Here is a 20,642-nt window from a genome sequence, read left to right as displayed (position 1 = left end):
GCCGGCGCTCAGGCCACCTTGCGCAGCGACTGATCGCTGGTCTGCCGGGCCAGCTCCAGCACCGCCTCGGCGGCGCCGGCCGCGCCCGGTGCGGCGCGCAGATCGGCACCCAGGCGGCGTGCGTTCTCCACCAGCTCGGGCGTGGACAGCAGCTTTTCGATGGTGGCCTTGGCCACCGCCGGGCTGACCTTGCCGTGGCGGATAAAGAGACCCGCGCCAGCGTCGATCACCTGGCGCGCGATCACTGGCTGGTCGTCGCGGATCGGCGCCACCGCCAGCGGCAGATCGCGGCTCAGGGCCTCGCAGACGGTGTTGTGGCCGGCGTGGCAGATCACCGCGTCGACGCGATCCAGCAGTTCGAGCTGCGGCACGTAGTCGCGCACCAGCACATTGGCCGGCGCCTGCGCGGCCAGCGCTTCCGGCGCCACCAGTACCGCCTGCACCTCGGGCAGCTCGGCAAGGGCGGCCATCATCACCTCGAAGAAACGGGTGTCGCGGTCACGGCTCACCGTGCCCAGCGAGATCAGCAGCTTCTTCGAGTCGGCCTTGAACCAGTCCCAGGGGAAGTCCACCTTGCGGCGACCATCGCCCTTGGCCGGGCCGACGAAGCGGTAGGGCGCCTCGACGCGGTCGTGGGCATTGCCCATCAGGGTCTCGGTGGAGAACACCACCACCCGGTGCGGCGAAAAATCTGGGCGCTCGACGACCAGCTCCGCCGGCAGGTAGCGGCTCTGCAAGGCGCGGTACTGGTTGGCCACCCAGGCATCGACCATAGGCGACATCTTCAGGATCGAGGCGGTGGTGGTGACGAAGCTGGCCCAGGGCAGGCCCAGCTTGCGCGCCACCAGGGCGCCGCCCGGCAACTGGTGATCGACCACCATCACGTCGGGCTGAAAGCTGCGGGCGCTGGCTTCCAGCGGCTGCAACATGCGCTCGGCGATCGGCAGGGTGTAGTCCTCGAAGAACAGCCGCACGCTTTCCAGGCCACGCACCTTGGGGTCGGCGATGCCCGGGCCGTCGACGTCTTCGGCGTCCAGCGGATACACCCAGGCGCGCGGCGGCAGCTTGTCGCGGATCTGCTTGGCGTGGACCGCCCAGGCCACCTGATGGCCCTGCTCGACCAGGCATTCGGCCACTGCCAGCGCCGGGTTGAGATGGCCGGTGAGCGGCGGCACCGAAAACAGGATGCGGGCCATGGCGGGGCTCCTTGTTAGGCCTGCGCCGGCGCCAGCGTGCCGGCGATGTAGTCCACCAGATCGCCCACCGAAAGGCCGATCAGCTCGTGGATGCTCTTGCCCGACAGCCAGGCGATGATCGCCAGCTGGCTGCCGTAGTGCGCCTGGAGGGCGTCAGCGATCTTCACGAACTCGATGCTTTCCAGCTCCAGGTCGTCGTTGAAGCGGGTTTCGAGGCCGATGTCGAAATCGGCGATCCAGTCCTCATTGACCGTCGTGCGGATCTTGTCGATCACCAGGGCGAGGACTTGTTCTTGATGGCTGCTCATGGGCGTTGAAGTGAGATTGACAGTTCAGGCAGTTTTGCGGGGCGCCACCGTCTGTGCGGCGGTCGTGAGGGGATGGGTGGGCAACAGGCTCCAGCCGACGATGCAGTCGCGCAGCGGGTGGGTGACCACCCAGTGGCCGTTGACGCAGAAGCAGTCGCCATCGCGGGCGGAGATCACGAAGTCGTGCAGTCGCCCCTGCAGGCCGGTGCCGGCGGCCTTGGCGGCGACTTCCTTGGCGACCCAGCCGCGGGTGTGTTCGGCGGGCACGTCGGGGCCCTTGAGCAGCGCCAGCTCGGCGGGGTGGAAGGCCATTTCCAGAAAGCCGGGCTCTCTGGGCTCGATCACTTCCAGATCGATGCCCACCGGCTGCTCGGCGACGATGGCCACCGCCAGATTGTTCTTGTGCGCCAGCGAGACGTGCAGGCCCTCGGGCAGGGTGTCGGTGACATTGGCCTTGAGCTGCGGCGCGCCAGCCTCGTTGTTGACCACCAGGATCTCCTGCGGCCACACCGCCTCGACGCCGCGCTCGCGGTGCAGCCAGGCGCGCACCGCGTCCTTGGCGGCGACCCGGCCGGCCAGCCACTGCCGACGACGGCGCGGCGACAGGCCGTCGTAGACCGCGCGCTCGCTGGCGCTCAGGTAACGGCGGCTCAGGTAGTCGCGCAGGATGGCGGTGTCGTAGCGGTCTTCGAACAGCGCGACATTCGGCGGCACGAACTGCGAGGCCTGCAGCTCGGAGAGCTTGCGGCTGGCCACCCAGAAGGCCTTGTCCATCTGGTAGCGGCGGGTGCGCCAGCCCTCGATGCTGATGCGCAGCCGGCCCTGGGCATCGCGCAACTGGTGCTGGGTGACGCAGTTGAGCGCGTCCAGCTCGCTCACCCGCACCTCGGCGCGCAGCTCCTCGCCGGGCAACGGGTCGGGTGCGTAGAAGCGGATCGCATCGACGCCGATGGGCATGGCCAGGCAGTCCTGCGGCTGTTCCATCACCCAGTAGCCGGCAAGCTGGCCCATGTTGTCGAGCAGGGCGCCCTTGCCGGCCGGCACCTTGAGGCGGCCATTGATGCCGTTGTCGCCGATCGCCTCGAAGGCGGCGACGCCCTGATAGGCCGGGCCGTGGAACATCCAGCCCTCGCGGTAGAGATCCTCGGCGGCGACGGCGGTGGCGCGCGGCGCGCGCAGGGCTTCCGGCGCCGGCAGCGTGGCCGCCGGGTAGTCGGCGGCGACCAGGACCTGGGCACGGAAGTAGCCGACGATCTCGGCCTCGATGCGGTTCTCACCGCTCCACTTGAGCGTGATGTCGACGTTGAGCTGACGCGACACCGCCAGCCAGTTGTAGGCCTGGATCTGCGCCACCTCGATGACCTTGAGGCCGGGCAGGGTTTCCTCCACCGCCTCGCGCACCAGCATCACCTCCATGGTCATCGGCACCACCGGATGACGGTCGGCGACGATCGGCCAGCCCGGACGCTGCGGATACAGCTCGTGGTCCTTGACGTAGGGGATGCTGCGATTGAGGTCGAGCAGGCGCTGTATGCGGTTGGGCAGCGCGGAGGCGCTAGTCGCGGCGGCGGGGATGGCGGCGGGCGCGGTCGGCGCCTGCGCGCGGTGCTGCTGCCACACGCTCAGCACCTCGCGGCCGGCGCGCTCGATGTCGGCCAGGGTGTCGCGCACCAACTGGCCAACCGCGTCATTGGCGGCGATGGGCGGCAGCGCGGTGCTGCTGGCGGCAGGCGCCAGCCGCGCCGGCAGCAGTTCGGTTTCCAGCGGCTGCGGCAGGCGCACCAGCGGCACGCCCAGCGCCAGGCGCCGGCTGCTGGCGCTGGGCGCGGTCTCGGCGGCTTCGCTCGGGCGCTCCGGCGCGGCGGAAATCAGCAGGCGGGTGTCGAAGGCGGCACCTTCCACCCACAGCGCGGCGCTGAGCTGCTGCAACTGCGCCAGGCCGCTGCGCGCCTCGTGATTGGCGCGCAGCGCCTGGTGCGGCTTACCAGTCAAAGTGTCGGCGATGAAGCCGGTGAGCGAGCCGGTGCCGACCTCGATGAACACGCGGTAGCCCTGCTCGTACAGACGCTCGGTCAGCTCGCGGAAGCGCACCGGCTGCAAGAGGTGATCGAGCGCCAGCTGGCGCTTGCCGGCCATCTCCGGCGGGAACGGCGCGGCGATGGTCGCCGACCACACCGGCACCCGCGGCTCCAAAAGTTGCGCGGCACCGAAGAACTGGCGGTACCAGTCCATGTGCTCGGCGAACAGCGGCGAGTGGAAGCCGGAGACGAAGGGCAGCACCTTGGCGAACACGCCGGCCTCGCGCAGCCGCTCGGCGGCCGTGGCGATGGACTCGCGGCTGCCGCAGGCGATCACCTGGTGCGGGCAGTTGTCGTGGGAGATGCCGATGCGCGGCAAGCCGGCCATCGCCGCTTCCAGCTTGGCCTGGTCGCAGGCAGCGGCGAGGAATTGCAGGTCGGGGAACTTCACCGCGTCGAAGTCGAGCGAGGCATTGGTGCGGTCGGAGAGACCCTGGTCCATCATCCCGGCGCAGAGCATCGCGCTCCACTCGCCGACGCTGTGGCCGGCGTAGGCGCTGGCGCGGATGCCCAGCTCGCCGAGGCGGTCAAACAGATAGCGGTTGAAGCCCAACAGGCCCACCACCATGCGGCTCAGGGAGACGCTCGGATCCTGCGCCTCACAGTACGGCGGCAGCGGCGCGCCGAAGTAGGCGGCGAGATCGGCAGCCTGCGGCTCGAAGCTACTGTCCACGCCCGGGAACACGAAGGCGAGCTTGCCGCCCTCGCTGAGCAGGCCGGCCGGCGAGAACCAGATCTGCTGCCGGCCCTGCCAGGGCTTGCCGCTGGCGATGGCCTTGCGCGCGGTGGCGAGCTTCTTGGCGTCCGGCGCGATGATTGCCAGCCGGCAAGGCGCCGACTGCGGCGTGGCGTCGCGCTCGCCGGCGTCCAGCCGCGCCAGCAGCGCCTGCGGGCTGTCGGCAGAGAGCAGCAGCACCTCGGGCAGCGCCAGCTCGCCCTGGGGCGAAACATTGGTCTGTACGGCGCCGGGCGCCGCCCCGGCCAGCGACTTCACCGCCGGCCACTGCGGCAGGCCGCGCAGCACCACATGGGCGTTGATGCCGCCGAAGCCGAAGGCATTGAGCGCGGCGACGCGGTGCTCGCGCGCGGTGGTCCAGGGCTCGCTGCGGCTGACGGTGCGGAAGCGCGTCGCCGCCAGCTTGGGATGCGGGGTTTCGCAATGCAGGGTCGGCGGCAGTACGCCGTGATAGACCGAGAGCGCGGTCTTGATCAGGCTGGCCATGCCGGAGGCGGGCATGGCGTGGCCGATCATCGACTTCACCGAACCGATCACCGGCTTGGGACCTGCACCGGCATGCGGGCCGAAGAACTCGCCCATGGTTTCCAGCTCGACGCCGTCGCCGGTGGGCGTGCCGGTGCCGTGCGCCTCGACCAGGCCGATGGACTCGCGCTCGAAGGGCACTTGCGCCCAGGCTTTTTCCAGGGCGATGCGCTGGCCGCTCACCGAGGGCGCCACCAGGCTGGCGGCACGGCCGTCGCTGGAGGAACCCACGCCCTCGATCACCGCATAGACGCGGTCGCCATCCGCCAGCGCGTCGTCGAGGCGCTTCAACACCGCCATGCCCACGCCTTCGCCGGCGAGGATGCCGTCGGCCTCGGCCGACAGCGGCTTGACCACACCGGTGCGCGACAGCGCGCCGAGCTGGCAGAAGGTGGCCCAGAAGGTGAGGTCGTGGGTGAGGTGGGCGCCGCCGACCAGCATCAGATCGGTCTCGCGCCGGCGCAGCGACTGGCAGCCCTGCTCCACCGCCAGCAGCGAGCTGGCGCAGGCGGCGTCCACCGTATAGGCGGGGCCGTGCAGGTCCAGGCGATTGGCGAGCCGGGAAGCGAGCAGGTTGGGGATCATGCCGATCGCCACGTCCGGCCCGTAGTAGGCGAACTGCTGCTCCAGGCGGCTGCGCACGGCGGCCAGCGCCGCCTCGCCGAGATCGGGGAACAGATCCTTGAGCGTGGTCAGGATCTGCGGCAGCAGGCGTACGTGCTGCTCCAGGCGCAGCACGCCGGCGCCGATGTAGTTGCCGCGGCCGACGATCACGCCGGTGCGCTCGCGCGCGAACGGCTTGTGCTCGTAGCCGGCGTCGCGCAGCGCCTGGTAGCCGACCTTGAGCGTCAGCAACTGGTCGGGCTCCACCGAATCGGTGGCCTTGGGCATGACGCCGAAGGGCAGCGGATCGAAGTCGGTGTAGTCGTCGACGAAGCCGCCGCGCTTGCAGTAGAAGCGGTCGATGGCCTTGGAGTTGGGATCGTAGAAACTCGGGTCCCAGCGGCCAGCCGGCACCTCGCTGATGGCATCGACACCATCAACGATGTTGCGCCAGTAGCGGCCGAGATCGGGCGCGCCCGGAAACAGGCAGCCCAGACCGATGATCGCGATCCGCTCGGTCATCAGGCACCGACCTCCCGGTTAGGCGGCGTGGCGCGGCCGTCGAAGCTTTCCGGCTTGCCGCACATCAGCAGCACCTGCGAGTCGCCCTGCCCCTGCGAAAGCTCGCGCAGCAGCGCATCGACGCCTTCCTGCTGCGGGATCAGGCCGATGCCCTTGCGCTGGTACTCGTTCTTGAGCGACTCCGAGACCATGCCGGTGTCGGCCCAGGGGCCCCAGTTGACCGAGAGCACGCGGCCGGAGATGCGCTGCTGCCAGCTATAGGCGAGCTTGTCGAGCACATCGTTGGCGCTGGCGTAGTCGACCTGGCCCTTGTTGCCGAAGGCGCTGGCGACGCTGGAGAAGAACACCACGAACTTGACGTCGTCGCGGATGCGCTTGCGCAGCGCCAGCGCGCCGCCGACCTTGGTGTCGAACACCCGACCGAAGCTCTCGTCGGTCTTGTCGCGCACCAGCTTGTCTTCCACCACGCCGGCGCCGTGGATCACGCCGTCGATGCGGCCACGGCGCTGGTAGACCTGGTCGATGAAGCCGAGGAAGGCCTTGCCGTCGCGCACGTCGAGCTTGGTGTAGAGCAGGCTGCCGCCGGCGGCGATCACCTGCGCATAGGTCTCGCGCGAGGCGCGGTCGGAGAGGATGCGGCGCGCCTGCGCCTCGATCTCCGCCGGCTTCTGCTTGGGGTCGGCGGCGAGCAGGGCCTGACGCAGCTTGCGCGGATCGTCGATACCACGGGTGAGCGCGCTTTCCTCGCCCACCGGCATCGCCGAGCGGCCGACCACTTCCAGATGGCAGCGGTAGCGGCGCGCCAGCTCGATGGCGATCAGCGCGGTTATGCCGCGCGCGCCGCCGGTGATCAGCACCGTGCTCTCGGGGGTGAGCGGCAGGCCGTCGAGCGAGCCGGCGGTCAGCTCGGTGGGCACGATCTCGCGGGCGTAGCGGCGGCCGGCCTGGTAGGCGACTTCCGGCAGCGGATTGGCCGCCAGCAGCTCCGCTTCGATGTGCTTGGCGATGGCGTCCAGCGACTCCGAGAGGTCGAAGTCGATCCAGTGCGCGCGCAGCTCCGGGAACTCCTTGACCACCGACTTCACCAGGCCGGCGAAGCCACCGCCGCGACGGAAGTTGTTCGCCGCGCCGGCGGCGCCGAAGTCACCGCCAAGCGCGCTCGCCACCAGCAGGTGCCGCGCCCGCTTCTGCAGCGACTCGCGCACCACCGCGAAGAAGCGCTTCACATCGCGCAGGCGGCTGGACGGGTTCAGGCTCCAGAGGTGGATCAGGCCGTCGATGCGGTCCAGCTCCGCCGGGATCGCGGTGGCGCTGGGGAAGTCGACGATCTCGGCGACGGCGCCGCGCGCGTGCAGCAGGCTGGCGACGCGCTCGGCGAGACCGAGGCGGTCGTCGCTGATCAGGAACTTCTTGCCGCTCAAGCTGAAGCTCGCCGGCACCGCCGGCGGCGCATCCTGGCGACGCAGCACATAGCGCTCCAGCGGAATGCCGGCCTCCTTGGGCGCCACGACCGGCGCGGCCGGCGGCGGCGTCGCCGCCTGCGGGTGACGCTGCTCCAGCCAGGCGATCATCGCCCGCAGCGTCTTGAGCCGCGACAACTGCTCCTGCATCGCGTCCTTGTCCTGGCCGCTGTCGGCACCCAGGCGGGCGCTGAGCTGGCCGACCACTTCCAGGCGCTTGATCGAGTCGATGGAAAGATCGGCCTCCAGATCCAGATCCAGGTCCAGCGCCTCGATCGGATAGCCGGTGGACTGGCTGACGATGTCGAGCAGCAGCTGCGAGACCGAGGGCCGGGCCGCGACCGGCGCCGGCGCGGCGGCGGCCGGAGCCGCCACCGGAGCCTTGGGCAGGCTAGGCGCGGCAACGGGCGCCGGCAGCTTCTCGCTCAGCCAGGCCAGCACCGCGCGCAGGCTCTTCTGCGCGGCGAGCTGCTCCAGCAGCGCATCGGCATTGCTGCCGATGGCATTGCGCAGCGATAGCCGCTGCGAAAGCTCGCCGATGATCTCCAGGCGCTTGATCGAGTCGATGGAGAGATCGGCTTCCAGATCGAGATCGAGGTCCAGCGCCTCCGGCGGATAGCCGGTGGACTGGCTGACGATGTCGAGCAGCACCTGCGCCACCGGCGGCGTCGCGGCGGTCACCGGCGCCGGCGCTTCGACCGGTGCGCTGCTCGCCACTGGCGCCGCACTGGCCGCCGGCAGTTTCTCGCCCAGCCACTGGATGACCGCACGCAGGGTCTTCTGCGCAGCGAGCTGCTCCAGCAGCGCATCGGCATTGCTGCCGATGGCGTTGCGCAACGACAAGCGCTGCGAGAGCTCGCCGATGATTTCCAGACGCTTGATCGAGTCGATGGAGAGATCGGCTTCGAGGTCGAGATCAAGGTCGAGCATTTCCGGCGGATAGCCGGTGCGCTCGCTGACGATGGCCAGCAGCACGCCCTGGCTGTCCGGCGCGGCCGGCGCGCGGCTGGCGGCCGCCGTGGTGGCGGCAGCCGGCGGCGGTGCGGCGACCGGGGCCGGCGCGCTGACGGTGGGTGCGGCGACGCGCGGCGCCGACGGCGGATTGACCAGACGCTCGGCACGCGGCGCGGCGGGCGCGCCGAAGTAGCCCAGCAGCACATCGCGCTGGGCATTGACCAGCTCGCGCATGTTGCTGAGGTAGCCGACCAGGGCCTGCTCACCGGCGCTGCTGGCCAGCGGCAGCGCCGGCGCGGCGGCGGCGTACTGCGGGGCGACCACCGGCGGCGCGGCGAGTGCGGCGGCGACCTCGATCACCGGCGCGGTGATCAGCGCGCCGGCATAGGCCGGAGCGCGGCCCTTGAGCGGCCGTGCATGACCGCCGTTGACCATCCAGGTGGTGGCGGCCAGCTTGCGCGGCTTGGCCAGGTCGATGGTCTCGGCGCGGCCGGCGTAGAGCGCGGCGGCGTCGAAGCCGGGCAGCAGCACCGCCAGCTGCGCCAGGGTGTCGAGCAGGCCGGCGAGGCCGCGCTCCTCGGCGTCCAGCGCGTAGACCTGGTGCGGCTGGTCCTTGAGGATGCGGCCGACCAGGCCGGTGAGCACCTTGCGCGGGCCGACTTCGATGAAGGTGCGGGCGCCGTCGGCGTGCATGCGCTCGATCTCGGCGACGAAGCGCACCGGGCTGACGATGTGGCTCGCGAGGGCGCTGCGGATCGCGGCAGGCTCGGCGACATGCGGCTCGGCGCTGCTGTTGGAATACACCGGCCAGGCCAGCGCGCCCACCGCCTGGCCCTTGAGGGCGGCGGCGTAGTTGGCCTCGGCGGCGGCCATCATCGGCGAGTGGAAGGCGCAGTCGGTGGCGATGCGCTTGTAGCCGACATTGGCCTGGCCGAGGAAGGCGCAGGCGGCTTCGACATCGGCGGTGGGGCCGGAGATCACCGTCTGGATCGGCGAGTTCTGGTTGGCCATCACCACGCTGGGGAAGCCTTCCAGCAGCGGCGCCAGCGTCGCGGCGTCGAGCCGCACCGCCGCCATCGCGCCGTTGTCGTCGCCCTGGATGGCGGAGACGATGGCCTCGGCGCGCGCGCGCGACAGTCGCAGCAGGGTCTCGGCGTCGAAGGCGCCGGCGGCGGCCAGCGCCGCCAGCTCGCCATAGCTGTGACCGGCGGCCATGTCCGGCGTGATGCCGAGCCCGCGCAGCCATTCGAAGGCGGCGAGTTCCACCAGGCCCAGCGCCGGCTGGGCGCGGCGGGTGTCGGTGAGCGCCTGCTGCTGCTGGGCGCGGGTGGCGTCGTCGTAGGCGGTGGTCGGGTAGATGTAAGGCAGCTCGGCGCGACCGGCGGCGAGCAGCTCGGCGCGCGGCGGGAAGTACACCAGGAGATCGCGCAGCATCCCCGGGTACTGGCTGCCCTGGCCGGAGAACAGCAGGGCGAGCTTGCCGGGGGCCAGGTCCTTGCGCACCGCGATGCCGGTAGCGCCGGCACCGGACAGCGCCGCGACGATGCGCTGGCCCAGACTGGCGACATCGCTGGCGACGAAGGCGATCTGCACCGGACCCTCGCCGGCTTCCCAGACCGTACGGGCCAGCTCGCGCAGCGCCAGCGGCGCGTCGGAGGCGCTGAGGAAGTCGGCGAGCCGGCGCAGCGTCGCCTCGGCCTCGGCGCGGCTGCCGCCGCGCACCGCGAACAGCTCGGCCGGCAGTGCCGCCGCGCCGACCGCGCTCTGGTGCGCCGGGTAGGCCGAGAGCACCGCATGGAAGTTGGCGCCACCAAAGCCGAAGGCGCTGACCGCGCCGCGCGCCAGCGCCGCGCGCGGCAGCCAGGGCGCCGGCTGGCGGTTGAGCTGGAACGGGCTGCTGTCGCGCTTCCAGGCGGCATTGGGGCTGGTGACTTGGCCGGTGGGCGGCAGCACGCGATGGTGCAGGGCCTTGGCGACCTTGATGAGGCCGGCGATGCCGGCGGCGCACTTGGTATGGCCGATCTGGCTCTTCACCGAGCCGAGATTGGCCTGCCCGGGCACCGCGCCGCTGGCGAGGTAGACCTCGGTGAGCGTCTTCAGCTCGGTGCGGTCGCCGACCACGGTGCCGGTGCCGTGCGCCTCGACCAGACCGACTTCGCCAGGCAGCACGCCGGCCTGCCAGTAGGTGCGCTCCAGGGCGCGCTTCTGGCCTTCCTTGCGCGGGGCGGTCAGCCCTAGGCCCTTGCCGTCGCTGGAGCCGGCGACGCCGTCGATCACCGCGTAGATGCGGTCGCCGTCGCGCTCGGCGTCGGCCAGGCGCTTCAGGACCACCACGCCGACGCCCTCACCCAGGGCGATGCCATCGGCCTCGTTGTCGAAGGAGCGGCAGCGGCCCTTGGCCGAGAGAGCGCCCACCGAGGAGAACATCAAAAAGTCGGCGATGCCGTTGTGGAAGTCGGCGCCGCCGGCGAGCACGGTGTCGCTGCTGCCGAAGCGCAGCTCCTTCACGCCCAGCTCGATAGCGGTCAGCGAGCTGCCGCAGGCGGCGGTCACCGCGTAGTTGACGCCGCCCAGGCCCAGGCGATTGGCGATGCGGCCGGAGATGACGTTGACCAGCATGCCGGGGAAGGAATCCTCGGTGAGGCTGGGCAGGGCCTCGGCGAGTTCCTTGGGCAGCTCGCCGCAGTACTGCGGAAACAGGTTGCGGAAGTTGTACTGGTTGCCGAGATCCATGCCAGCCTCGGCGCCGAAGATCACCGAGGTCTTTTCGCGGTCGTACCACTTGCTTGCGTAGCCGGCGTCCTTGAGCGCCTGCTTGGCGACTTCCAGCGACAGCAGCTGCACCGGCTCGATGGCCGCCAGCGAGGCCGGCGGAATGCCGTACTGCAAGGGGTCGAAGGGGGTATCGGAAATGAAGCCGCCCCACTTGCTGACGCTCTTGTCGTTGGGCGCGTCGGCGCCGCGGTAGTACTGCGCCACGCTCCAGCGCTCGGCCGGCACCTCGGTGACCAGGTCGCGACCTTCGAGGATGTTGGCCCAGTAGGTTTCCAGATCCGGCGAGCCGGGGTAGATGCAGGCCATGCCGACCACCGCGACCGGCTCGGCATTGGCGGCGCGCTGCGGCTGCGGCGCCTGCACCTGCGCGAGATAGGCGCTGGCGCCGCGCGTCACCTGCGCGTGCAGCGCGGCCACCGTGGTCGCCGCCCGCTTCATGGCGATCACCTGGCCGATCATGTACATGCCTTCCGCTTCCTGCACTGCAACATCGACCGGCGACAGAACGCCATCGACATAGTCCACGCCCTTGGTGGCGATGCGCAGGCGGCCGACGGTGAGGCCTTCCAGCGCCTTCCAGGCCTCCTTGGTATCGACACCTTCCTCGTGCAGACGCGCCTTCTCGCGCGCGAACAGGTCCATGAAGCCGGAGGGCAGGCAGCGGATGGCGTGGCCGGGCGCGGTTTCCACCAGCGCGGTCTCGGCGCCGGACAGGGCCTTCTGCTGGAAGCCTTCCAGCACCGCGCCGTCGCGCACCGCCTCGACGGTGGCGATGTAGGCGGTGCCCATCAGCACGCCGATCTTGGCGCCGCGCGCCGCCAGTGGCGCGGCGAGGGTCGCGACCATCGCCGCCGAGCGCTCGTCGTGGATGCCGCCAGCGAACAGGATGTGCAGGCTCTCCGGCTGCTCGTGCTGGGCGAGCAGGGCGATGGCCTGCTCCCAGAGCACGAAGCTGTAGCGCGGGCCGACGTGGCCGCCACATTCGCGGCCTTCAAAGACGAAGTGCGTCGCGCCGTCCTTGAGGAACAGATCCAGCAGGCCCGGCGAGGGCACGTGCAGATAGGTGGGGATGCCCATCTCGATGAACGGCCGCGCCTGCGAAGGGCGGCCGCCGGCGAGCAGCAGCACGCTGGGCTTGAACTCCTTCACCAGCGCCAACTGCGGTTCCAGGATGGCGGCATCGGCGAAGCCGAGCACGCCCACGCCCCAGGGCTTGTCGCCGACCTGCGCCACCGTCGCTTCCAGCAACTCGCGGCAGGCGGCCTCGCGCATCAGCGACAGCGCCAGGAACGGCAGGCCGCCGTCCTTGGCGACCGCGGCGGTGAAGGCGGCGGTATCGCTGACCCGGGTCATCGGACCCTGCGCCACCGGGTAGCGGGTGCCATGTGAACGCGCCCAGGCATTGCCCTCGTCGAGCACGCGCAGGCTCTGCGCCTGCTGGATCTGGCCGGCGATGCGCAGGCGCAGGGTCTGCGCCAGAGCTTCGAGATTGGAGCACTCGCCGAGCAGCAGGCGCGCCAGCGCGGCGTCCTGGCCGATGGGCAACAGCTCGCCGGTGACCAGACGGGCACGCAGGCTGTCGGCGTCCAGGCCATCCAGCGCCGCGACCTCGCGCTGGCCGCGCGCATAGACCTGGTAGCCGGCGGCCTCGCGGGCCTCGCTGCCATCCATGCCCAGCACCTGGGTCTTGAGTTCCTCCGGCAGGCTGCATTCCGGGAACACTGCCAGTACCGAGTCCAGCACCACGCCGGCGGCGCCGCCGGCAAAGGCGGCGGCGGCAGTGTTGAGGCCGATGCCGCCCTGGCAGAACACCGGCAGCGGCTCGTCGGCGCCGGCCTGTTCGTCGGCCAGCGCCACCAGGCGTTGCAGCAGCACGAAGCTGCTTTCGGCGCCGATGCGGCCGCCGCTCTCCTGACCCTTGGCGATGAGACCGGTGACACCGGCCTTGAGCGCTACTTGCGCCTCTTCCACCGAGCAGACCTGGGCGAGCACCGGCAGCGCACGCCAGGCGGCGGGCAGCTTGGCGGGATCGCCGTCGAGCATCAGGAAGGAGATGCAGGCCGGCGGCACCAGCGCACCGAGGTCGAGGCCGTCGGCGATGCGCAGGCCGAAGCCGGCGCCGCGCTCCTGCGCCAGCTGCGCGAACAGCGCCGGCCAGGTGGCGGGATCGCGGCCGAGGTCCAGCGCGGCGGCCACGCCCTGGCGGGCCAGGGCGCGGGCCAGCGGCAGGTCAGGCCGCTCGAAAGGCGTGATCGCCAGCAGGCGGTAGCGCTCGGCACCGCCGGCCAGCCGCGGCAGGGCGGCGGTGTCGGTCTTCTGCTCAGTTCGCTTACGCATGGTGCAACTCCTTCAACAAAGTGCGGCGGGCTCAAAAGGGCCGGCCGGTTTCAATCCGAGGTCCAGCGGAACAGCCACGCGCCCAAGGCCAGGAACACCGCGGTCATCGCGCAGAGCGCCAGCAGGTCGGGAGCGATATCGAGCAGGCCGGCGCCGTCGAGCATCACCGCGCGTCCGGCATCGAGCATGTGGGTGAGCGGCAGCAGCGCCGCCAGCGCCTGCACCAGCGAGGGCGCGCCATCCAGCGAGAAGAACACGCCGGAGAGCACCAGCATCGGCCAGGCAATGAGGTTGAGCAGGCCGCCGGAAAGCTCCTCGCTGGCGACCCGCGCGGCCACCAGCAGGCTCATGGCGATCATGCTCATCGAGCCCAGCGTCGCCACCAGCAGCAGGTTGAGGTAATTGCCTTCCATGCGCAGGCCGAGCATGGCGTTGCAGGCGGTGAACATGGCGGCGGTGATGACCACCACCAGGATCAGGCAGGCGATCATCTGCGCGCCGACGAACTCCACCGCGCGCAGCGGCGTGCCCTTGAGGCGCTTGAGATAGCCGGACTTGCGGTAGCGGACGATCACATGGCCGACCGCGAACAGGCTGGACAGCATGATGTTGAGCGCCAAGAGGCCCGGCACCAGCCAGTCGGCATAGCGCAGCTGCTCGCCGCTCACCGGCTGTGGCTGGGCGCGGCCGTCGCCGGCCATCAGCAACTGCTGCAGCAGGCGACCCTTGGCGGAGTCGTCGTTGAGCCAGTAGCGCGCCGGCTGGCTGCGCAGGTCGAGCAGCAGGTCGATGCTCTGCCGCTCCACCTTCAGGATGCCTTCCTCCGGCGTGCTCTCGCGGTAGAACTGCACCGCCGGCGTGCCCAGGAAGGGATAGGTCTCGGCGGTGAGCGGCGCGTCGCCGAGCACGCCGACCTTGGCGACCATCTGCGGGCTGCCGGAAAACACCAGCGCCATGCCCACCATCAAGAGCGGCGCGAACACCAGGTTCCAGATCAGCACCAGGCGGTCGCGCGCCACTTCCAGCATGCGCGCCTTGACCATTGCGAAGAGTCTTTTCACGCGGTTGCGCTCCCGAAAGCGAGACGGATGCGGAAGCTGGGCTCTGGTCGCGCATGGCGCGCATTCGCCTTGCGCCCGATCCCGCTGCGCGGGGCCCTCGGTCGGTAGCTCATGCGCGCAACTCCTTGCCGGTGAGCTGGATGAACAGGTCTTCCAGGGTGCGCGGGCGGATCTTCAGCTGCGCCAGCGAGAGGCCGGCGTCGAGCAGCTTGCGCAGGGCGCCGTTGACGTCGGCGCTGAGGATTTCCACCCGGTCATCCTTGCGCACCAGCGGCAGGTCGATCTGGCGCCCCTCGACCTCGATGGCCGGCAGCTCCAGCACGCTGTCGTTGAAGTGCTCGGCGAGCAGGCTTTGCGGCGTACCGCGGGCGATCACATGGCCGTGATCCATGATCGCGATGTCGTCGCTGAGCAGGTAGGCCTCTTCCATGTAATGCGTGGTGAGCACGACCGTGGTGCCACGCGCCTTCACCGCTTGCACCAGCTCCCAGAAGTTGCGCCGCGCCTGCGGATCAAGACCGGTGGTGGGCTCGTCGAGAAACACCAGGTCGGGATCGTTGACCAGGGCGATGGCCAGCAGCAGACGCTGGCGCTGGCCGCCGGAGAGCTTGCGATGGTCGCGGTCGAGGAAGTCCTCGAGGTGGCAGGCGGCGATCAGCTGCTCCAGCGGCAGCGTGCGGTCGTAGAGCGCGTGGAACAGCTCCAGGTTCTCGCGCACGGTGAGAAAGTCCTGCAGGGCGGTAGCCTGGAACTGCATGCCGACCCGCTGGCGGTAGCGCGCGTCCAGCGGGCGGCCGCGATAGAGGATTTCGCCCGAGCTCGGTTCCACCAGACCTTCGAGCATCTCGATGGTGGTGCTCTTGCCGGCGCCATTGGGGCCGAGCAGACCCAGGCAGCGGCCCTCTTCAAGCTCGAAGCTCACGCCGTCGACGGCCTTGACCTTCGGATAGTGCTTGCGCAACTCGCGCACGGAAAGAACGATGGCCATGGGCTATCCGGAACCAGAAACAGAGAGGCGCGCGGACTCAGCGCCTGCGGCGCCATCGACAGCGACGAGCAGGCGGGTGCAGACCACCGAGGCAGACGGTCGGGAGCCGACTCGCCTGTCCGGCCCGCGAGAAACGAAAGAAGGAAGAAAGCGCCCGGAAGTGACGGGTTTGAAAGTTGGCGCCGACGTCAGGTTTTTGCTTGAGCCTCTGGGCCTTGCCGGAAAGCCCTTGCTCGGGGCTCCGGTCGGTGCGTTAACGCCGCTTGCGCCGAACCCTTGCATTGACAGAGACCCACAGGCACTCGGCCAGCAGCAGCCACTGGAGCGTCCGCGGACGCCGGCGACCCTGTGTTTTGGCTGGCTTGAGCATGTACAACAACCTACTAGTTGAACCTGGCAATTGGGTGACAAGCACTCTTCGCGCCAACTTTCCGTCACCACGCAGGAACTGTGCGCGGGTCGGCGTTGAGCGGTCGGAATGTGGGGGCGTAAACAGAACCGGCGAGGATGCAACCCACAAAATTCGCTCCATCGCGGTCGTGTTGCGGGGCGAAGGATGCAGGATCGGGTCCGCTTTGTGCAGGGTGTTTGCTTAGTTTTTTGCAAAGCGACAGCAGAGTCATGAAGCAGCTTCGGCTCGCGCAAGGCCATGAACGATTTGTCATGCGCCACTGCTGACAGCCGACGCCGGGCGCAGGACTGTCAAAGCCTGTCAGCTGCTGACACAGGCGCTCGCAAGCCGCGCCACGGCCTGCGCCATCGGCAGCCAGCATCGCCGGGCATTGGCGCTGTCGGCACCGATGCCGGGCTATAGTCATGCGCAGGGACGAGTGCCGCCCGGCTTGGTCTGTCCAGACCGGAACGGCGCCGATCAACAGGCTGCCGGGGCAGCCACCATATGGAGGATGCATGCCGTCAACCGCGAGCAAGCTGAATGCGGCACTGGTGGTGGACGACGACGAGTTCGTGCTCTCGGTGGTCGCCAGGATGGTGCAGAAGCTGGGCGCGGAGGTGGTGACCGCCGCCGATGGCCAGACCGCCCGCCGGATACTGGGCGAGGCGCGCCAGTTTGATCTGGTGATCTGCGATCTGAAGATGCCCGGACTCGATGGCATCGAGCTGCTGCGCGATTTCGCCAGCCTGCAGGCCTCCGCCGCGCTGATCCTGATGAGCAGTGCCGACGCCAAGACCCTGCGCGCCGCCGAGCAGGTGGCCCAGGCCCGGCAGCTGCGCATCCTCGGCACCCTGCAGAAGCCGGTCTCCTCAGCGGCGCTGAACCAGCTCATCTCCCACATCGGCGAGCCCGAGCCCGCGCCGATGCCGCCGTCGAAGACGGGCTCGGAGATTTCCGTCGCCGAACTGCGCGCCGCCCTGGAAGCCGGGGAAATCGACGTCTACATGCAGCCCAAGGTCGGCCTGCGCAGCGGCCGGCTGGCGGGAGCCGAGGCGCTGGCACGCTGGCTCAAGCCCGATGGCCGCATCCTGATGCCGAGCAGCTTCATCCCGCTCGCCGAGCAGTCCGGCCTGGCGGATCTGCTGACTCAGCTGGTGGTGGGTAAATCGCTGGCCGCCCAGCAGCAATGGCGCGCCCACGGCCTGGACATTCCGGTGTCGGTCAACCTGACTATCGACAGCCTGGACCACCTCGACCTGCCCGAACAGCTGAGCGCCGAAACGGCCCGCTACGACACCGCGCCGGACAAGCTGATTCTGGAAATCACCGAGTCCGGGGTGATGAAGGATCTGGCACGCTCGCTGGACGTGGTGACCCGGCTGCGCCTGCGCGGCTATCGGCTGTCGATCGACGACTTTGGCACCGGCTATTCCTCGCTGGAGCAGCTCAAGCGCTTCCCGTTCAGCGAGCTCAAGATCGACCGCGCGTTTGTCGACGGCGCCTCGCGCGACCCCAGCCTGCGCAGCATCGCCGAATCCAGCATCCGGCTGGCGCGCGCGCTCAACCTCAAGACCTGCGCGGAAGGCGTGGAGACCGAGGCCGACTACGAGCTGATGCGCGAACTGGGCTGCGACCTGGTGCAGGGCTATTACGTGGCGCATGCCATGCCCAAGCAGGATCTGCCGCGCTGGGCCCTGGCGCGCGAGGCGACGCTGCGCGGCTAGGGTTTGCCGTCGTGCTGGCGCCGCCCGGTCAGCCAGTCGCAGACTACGGTGTAGGCGGCCTTGGTCTGCTCCATGGCCTGCTGCAGGCCATTCGGGCTGCCATGCCGGGCTTGCTGCTCCAGTTCGGCCAGCCGCTCGGCCAGTTGCTGGGCGCCGGCGAAGCGGGCGGAGCCTTTCAGCTTGTGCGCCAGCGCCAGCAGCTGCGCCGACTGCCCGTCCCGCCAGCTCGCTTCCAGTTGCGCGAACAGCGGCGTGTTGATCCGCTGAAAATCCTGCAACACCAGCTCCAGCATTTCCGCGTCGTCGCCATGGATCGCCTTGAGCGCTGCCATATCGATGGGCGGTGGCGGCTCTGGCACCCGTGCCGGTATCCAGCGCTCGAGCCGCGCCGCCAGATGATCCAGCGTCGCCGGCTTGATCAGGAAGTCATCCATGCCCACCGCCCGGCATTGCTCGACCTCGCCGGAGAGCGCATCGGCGGTGAGCGCGATGATCGGCAGCCGCCCCGCCCGCTGGCCGGCGGCCTCCTGCGCGCGCAGTTCCCGGGCCAGCTGCAGGCCGTCCATCTCCGGCATGTGCAGATCGGTGAGCAGCGCCGCGTAATCACGCTGGCCGGCCAGAGCCAGCGCCTCGCGGCCGTCGGCCGCCAGGTCGGCGACATAGCCCAGGCGCTTGAGCTGGGCGCCGATCACCAGGCGGTTGGTGGGGTGATCTTCGGCAACCAGGATCAGCCGGCCCTGCCGCTCTGCCTCGGCCGGGCTCAGCAGCAGCGCGTTCGCGCGGGTCTGGGCCGAAGACGAAGGCGGCGGTGCCCGGTCGGCGCGGCCACTCATTTCCGCCAGCCAGTACAGCAGGGTGGCGGCGCGCACCGGGCGGTCAAGACTGCGAAAGGCGGTGACCTGGTCGCCGTGCCGGCGCAGATGGATGGCCTCGCGGCTGGAATCCTCTTCCAGGTGATAGTCGGCCCCGGCCGCGTCGGCGGCGAGCGGCGTCGCTCCGGCGCTGCGCAGATAGCAGCGCAGGATCTCGCTCTCGTCGGCGTCGCGCAGGCGCAGTGCCACCGCGACGCCGGCGAGCAGATCGGTCGGCCAGGCCGGCGGCGCCGGCTCGGCGAGCGCCAGCTCAAGCTCGACGCAGAACTCGCTGCCCTCGCCGGGCGCGCTGCGGACGCTGATCGACCCGCCCATGCGCTCGACCAGGGCCTTGCAGATCGAAAGCCCAAGCCCGGTGCCGCCATAGCGGCGCGTGGTGGAGATCTCGCCCTGCTGGAAGGGCCGGAACAGCTTCTCCTGCACCTGGGGCGGCATGCCGATGCCGGTGTCGGCGACACTGAAGCGTACCCGCACCGCACCGGCCGTGGTCCCCAGGGGTTCGGCGCGCACCAGCACCCGCCCCTGGGCGGTGAACTTGATGGCGTTGCTGCACAGGTTGAACAGGATCTGGCGCAGGCGTACCGGGTCGGCACGCACCAGGGCTGGCAACGCCGGATCGACAAACACCACCAGCCGCAGCCCCTTGTCGTAGGCGGCGGAGGTGAAGGTCAGCATGCAGCCCTCGACCAGCTCGCGCAGCGGCACCGGCAACTGCTCGATGCGAATCTGGCCGGCCTCGATCTTGGAGAAATCGAGCACGTCGTCGAGCACCGCCAGCAAGGTGGTGGCGGAGTCGCCGATGACCCGCACCCGCTCGTGCTGCTCGGGGCTCAAATCGGAGAGCTGGAGCAGCTCCAGCAAGCCGAGGATGCCGTTCATCGGCGTGCGGATTTCGTGGCTCATCACCGCCAGGAAGCGCGACTTGGCCTCGCTCGCCGCCTCGGCGCCCATCAGCCGCTCCAGCTTATCGCCGAGCTCCAGCGCGATCATGTTGAGACCGTCGATCTCGTCGCTCCAGCCATGGTCGCGCCTGGCCTTCAGCATCAGCCCGCGCGCTTCCGCAAAGCGCTGCTCGGCCAACAGCGGCAGGGCGCGGCTGACGCCCCGCAGGCGGCGCAGCGAGGGCGTGAGCAGCAGAAACACCACGGCGACCGAAACCACCAGCCCGAACACCGCGACTGACTCGAAGCGCCAGAGGTCCTGACGGATGCGTGCGGCGGCGGCGCTGTTGTCCTTGATGTACAGCGCTTCGGCGCGACCATCGACGACGCTGACTGGCAGCGGCTTGAGCGCCAGCATCAGCTGCCCATCGGCACCCGGCAGCGGTAATTGCTGGTCCGGCCCCGGCGGCCGGGAGCGCTGACCATAGGCCTGCAGCAGCGGCAGCAGCTCGCCGGCGTCGGTCACCGCCATCAGCCGCCGCCCCCAGAAGCTGGCGCCGGCGTCGGACCCGGCGCCGGCGGTGCCGGGCCGGATCAGCAGGGCGACATCGGCACCGGTCAGCTGCTTGAACGCCAGCAGGGTGCTGGCAAGGGTGCGGCCGACGCCGACGATCACCTCCTTGCCGGCGCGGTCGAAGGCAGGCACGAACACCTGCTGCACGCACTGCTGCGCGCAGTACAGAAACGCTTGCGGCCGGTGCTCGCGCGCCACCACCCGCAAGGCCTGTTCGCGGGCCAGCTGCAGAGCGGTGGTAGGTGCCGCGGCTGGCCCGCTCTCGGCGATCAGCTCGCTCCAGCTCCACACCGCCAGCGCCGCGCCTGCGCTGTCGAAGTATTCGACGGCGGTCAGATCAGCGAGCAGATCCACCGCCAGCGCCTCGCTGGGCTGCGCTCCGTGCAGTTGCTCGGCATCGACCGCCGTACCGATCTGCGCCGCCAGGCGCTCCTGCTCGTGTACCGACTGCTCCAGCAATGCCTCCAACACCGCCTGATAGGTGGCCAGGTCACTGCCCGTCTGCCGCTCGCTCTGCTCGATCAGATTGCGGTAGCCGAGATAGCCCAGAAAGCTGTGCACCACCCCGAGGAGCAGGCCCAGCACCAGCAGCAGCTTCCAGCGCAGGGACAGGCGATAAGGGGTGGGCGCTCCCGCCTTCCAGGTCGGCATGGG

At 69.9% G+C, this 20,642-nt stretch carries 8 protein-coding genes; 1 reads left to right on the top strand and 7 read right to left on the bottom strand.

Annotated elements, in window-relative coordinates; translation table 11 throughout:
• Positions 1-8: 8 nt before the first annotated feature.
• The 6 genes from AC3WT6_RS03180 to AC3WT6_RS03155 form a co-directional block, all read right to left on the bottom strand.
• Complete coding sequence (locus tag AC3WT6_RS03180) at positions 9-1,196, bottom strand: nucleotide disphospho-sugar-binding domain-containing protein (RefSeq protein ID WP_492652109.1); 1,188 nt, start codon at positions 1,194-1,196, stop codon at positions 9-11.
• Positions 1,197-1,210: 14 nt separating this feature from the next.
• A complete protein-coding gene (locus AC3WT6_RS03175; protein WP_492652108.1) occupies positions 1,211-1,504 on the bottom strand; it encodes an acyl carrier protein in 294 nt (97 codons plus the stop codon).
• A 24-nt stretch (positions 1,505-1,528) separates the two neighbouring features.
• The gene (locus AC3WT6_RS03170; protein WP_492652107.1) at positions 1,529-5,968 is read right to left on the bottom strand and encodes a type I polyketide synthase; all 4,440 of its coding nucleotides are present in this window, start codon (positions 5,966-5,968) and stop codon (positions 1,529-1,531) included.
• The gene (locus AC3WT6_RS03165; RefSeq protein WP_492652106.1) at positions 5,968-13,494 is read right to left on the bottom strand and encodes an SDR family NAD(P)-dependent oxidoreductase; all 7,527 of its coding nucleotides are present in this window, start codon (positions 13,492-13,494) and stop codon (positions 5,968-5,970) included. Before AC3WT6_RS03165 ends, AC3WT6_RS03170 begins: the two co-directional genes overlap by 1 nt.
• A 50-nt stretch (positions 13,495-13,544) precedes the next feature.
• Entirely contained in the window at positions 13,545-14,555 is a 1,011-nt protein-coding gene (locus tag AC3WT6_RS03160) for an ABC transporter permease (RefSeq protein ID WP_492652105.1), read from the bottom strand.
• 109 nt (positions 14,556-14,664) lie between these two features.
• The gene (locus AC3WT6_RS03155) at positions 14,665-15,543 is read right to left on the bottom strand and encodes an ABC transporter ATP-binding protein (protein WP_492652104.1); all 879 of its coding nucleotides are present in this window, start codon (positions 15,541-15,543) and stop codon (positions 14,665-14,667) included.
• Between the two features lie 909 nt (positions 15,544-16,452).
• Here AC3WT6_RS03155 and AC3WT6_RS03150 point away from each other — a divergent pair.
• A complete protein-coding gene (locus AC3WT6_RS03150; RefSeq protein WP_492652103.1) occupies positions 16,453-17,661 on the top strand; it encodes an EAL domain-containing response regulator in 1,209 nt (402 codons plus the stop codon).
• Here AC3WT6_RS03150 and AC3WT6_RS03145 read toward each other — a convergent pair.
• On the bottom strand, positions 17,658-20,639 hold the full coding sequence (locus AC3WT6_RS03145) for a hybrid sensor histidine kinase/response regulator (protein WP_492652102.1): 2,982 nt from the start codon (positions 20,637-20,639) through the stop codon (positions 17,658-17,660). The genes AC3WT6_RS03150 and AC3WT6_RS03145 overlap by 4 nt on opposite strands.
• Between the last annotated feature and the right edge of the window lie 3 nt (positions 20,640-20,642).

This window comes from Stagnimonas sp. FW305-C-60 (assembly GCF_058782965.1).
The sequence above is the reverse complement of the archived record's forward strand: the minus strand, read 5'-3'. Positions and strand labels throughout refer to the sequence as shown.

Excerpts from the sequence above, each read along its gene's own strand:
- AC3WT6_RS03180 (WP_492652109.1), bottom strand. The coding sequence starts at position 1,196 with ATGGCCCGCATCCTGTTTTCGGTGCCGCCGCTCACCGGCCATCTCAAC.
- AC3WT6_RS03175 (WP_492652108.1), bottom strand. The coding sequence starts at position 1,504 with ATGAGCAGCCATCAAGAACAAGTCCTCGCCCTGGTGATCGACAAGATC.
- AC3WT6_RS03170 (WP_492652107.1), bottom strand. The coding sequence starts at position 5,968 with ATGACCGAGCGGATCGCGATCATCGGTCTGGGCTGCCTGTTTCCGGGC.
- AC3WT6_RS03165 (WP_492652106.1), bottom strand. The coding sequence starts at position 13,494 with ATGCGTAAGCGAACTGAGCAGAAGACCGACACCGCCGCCCTGCCGCGG.
- AC3WT6_RS03155 (WP_492652104.1), bottom strand. The coding sequence starts at position 15,543 with ATGGCCATCGTTCTTTCCGTGCGCGAGTTGCGCAAGCACTATCCGAAG.
- AC3WT6_RS03150 (WP_492652103.1), top strand. The coding sequence starts at position 16,453 with ATGCCGTCAACCGCGAGCAAGCTGAATGCGGCACTGGTGGTGGACGAC.
- AC3WT6_RS03145 (WP_492652102.1), bottom strand. The coding sequence starts at position 20,639 with ATGCCGACCTGGAAGGCGGGAGCGCCCACCCCTTATCGCCTGTCCCTG.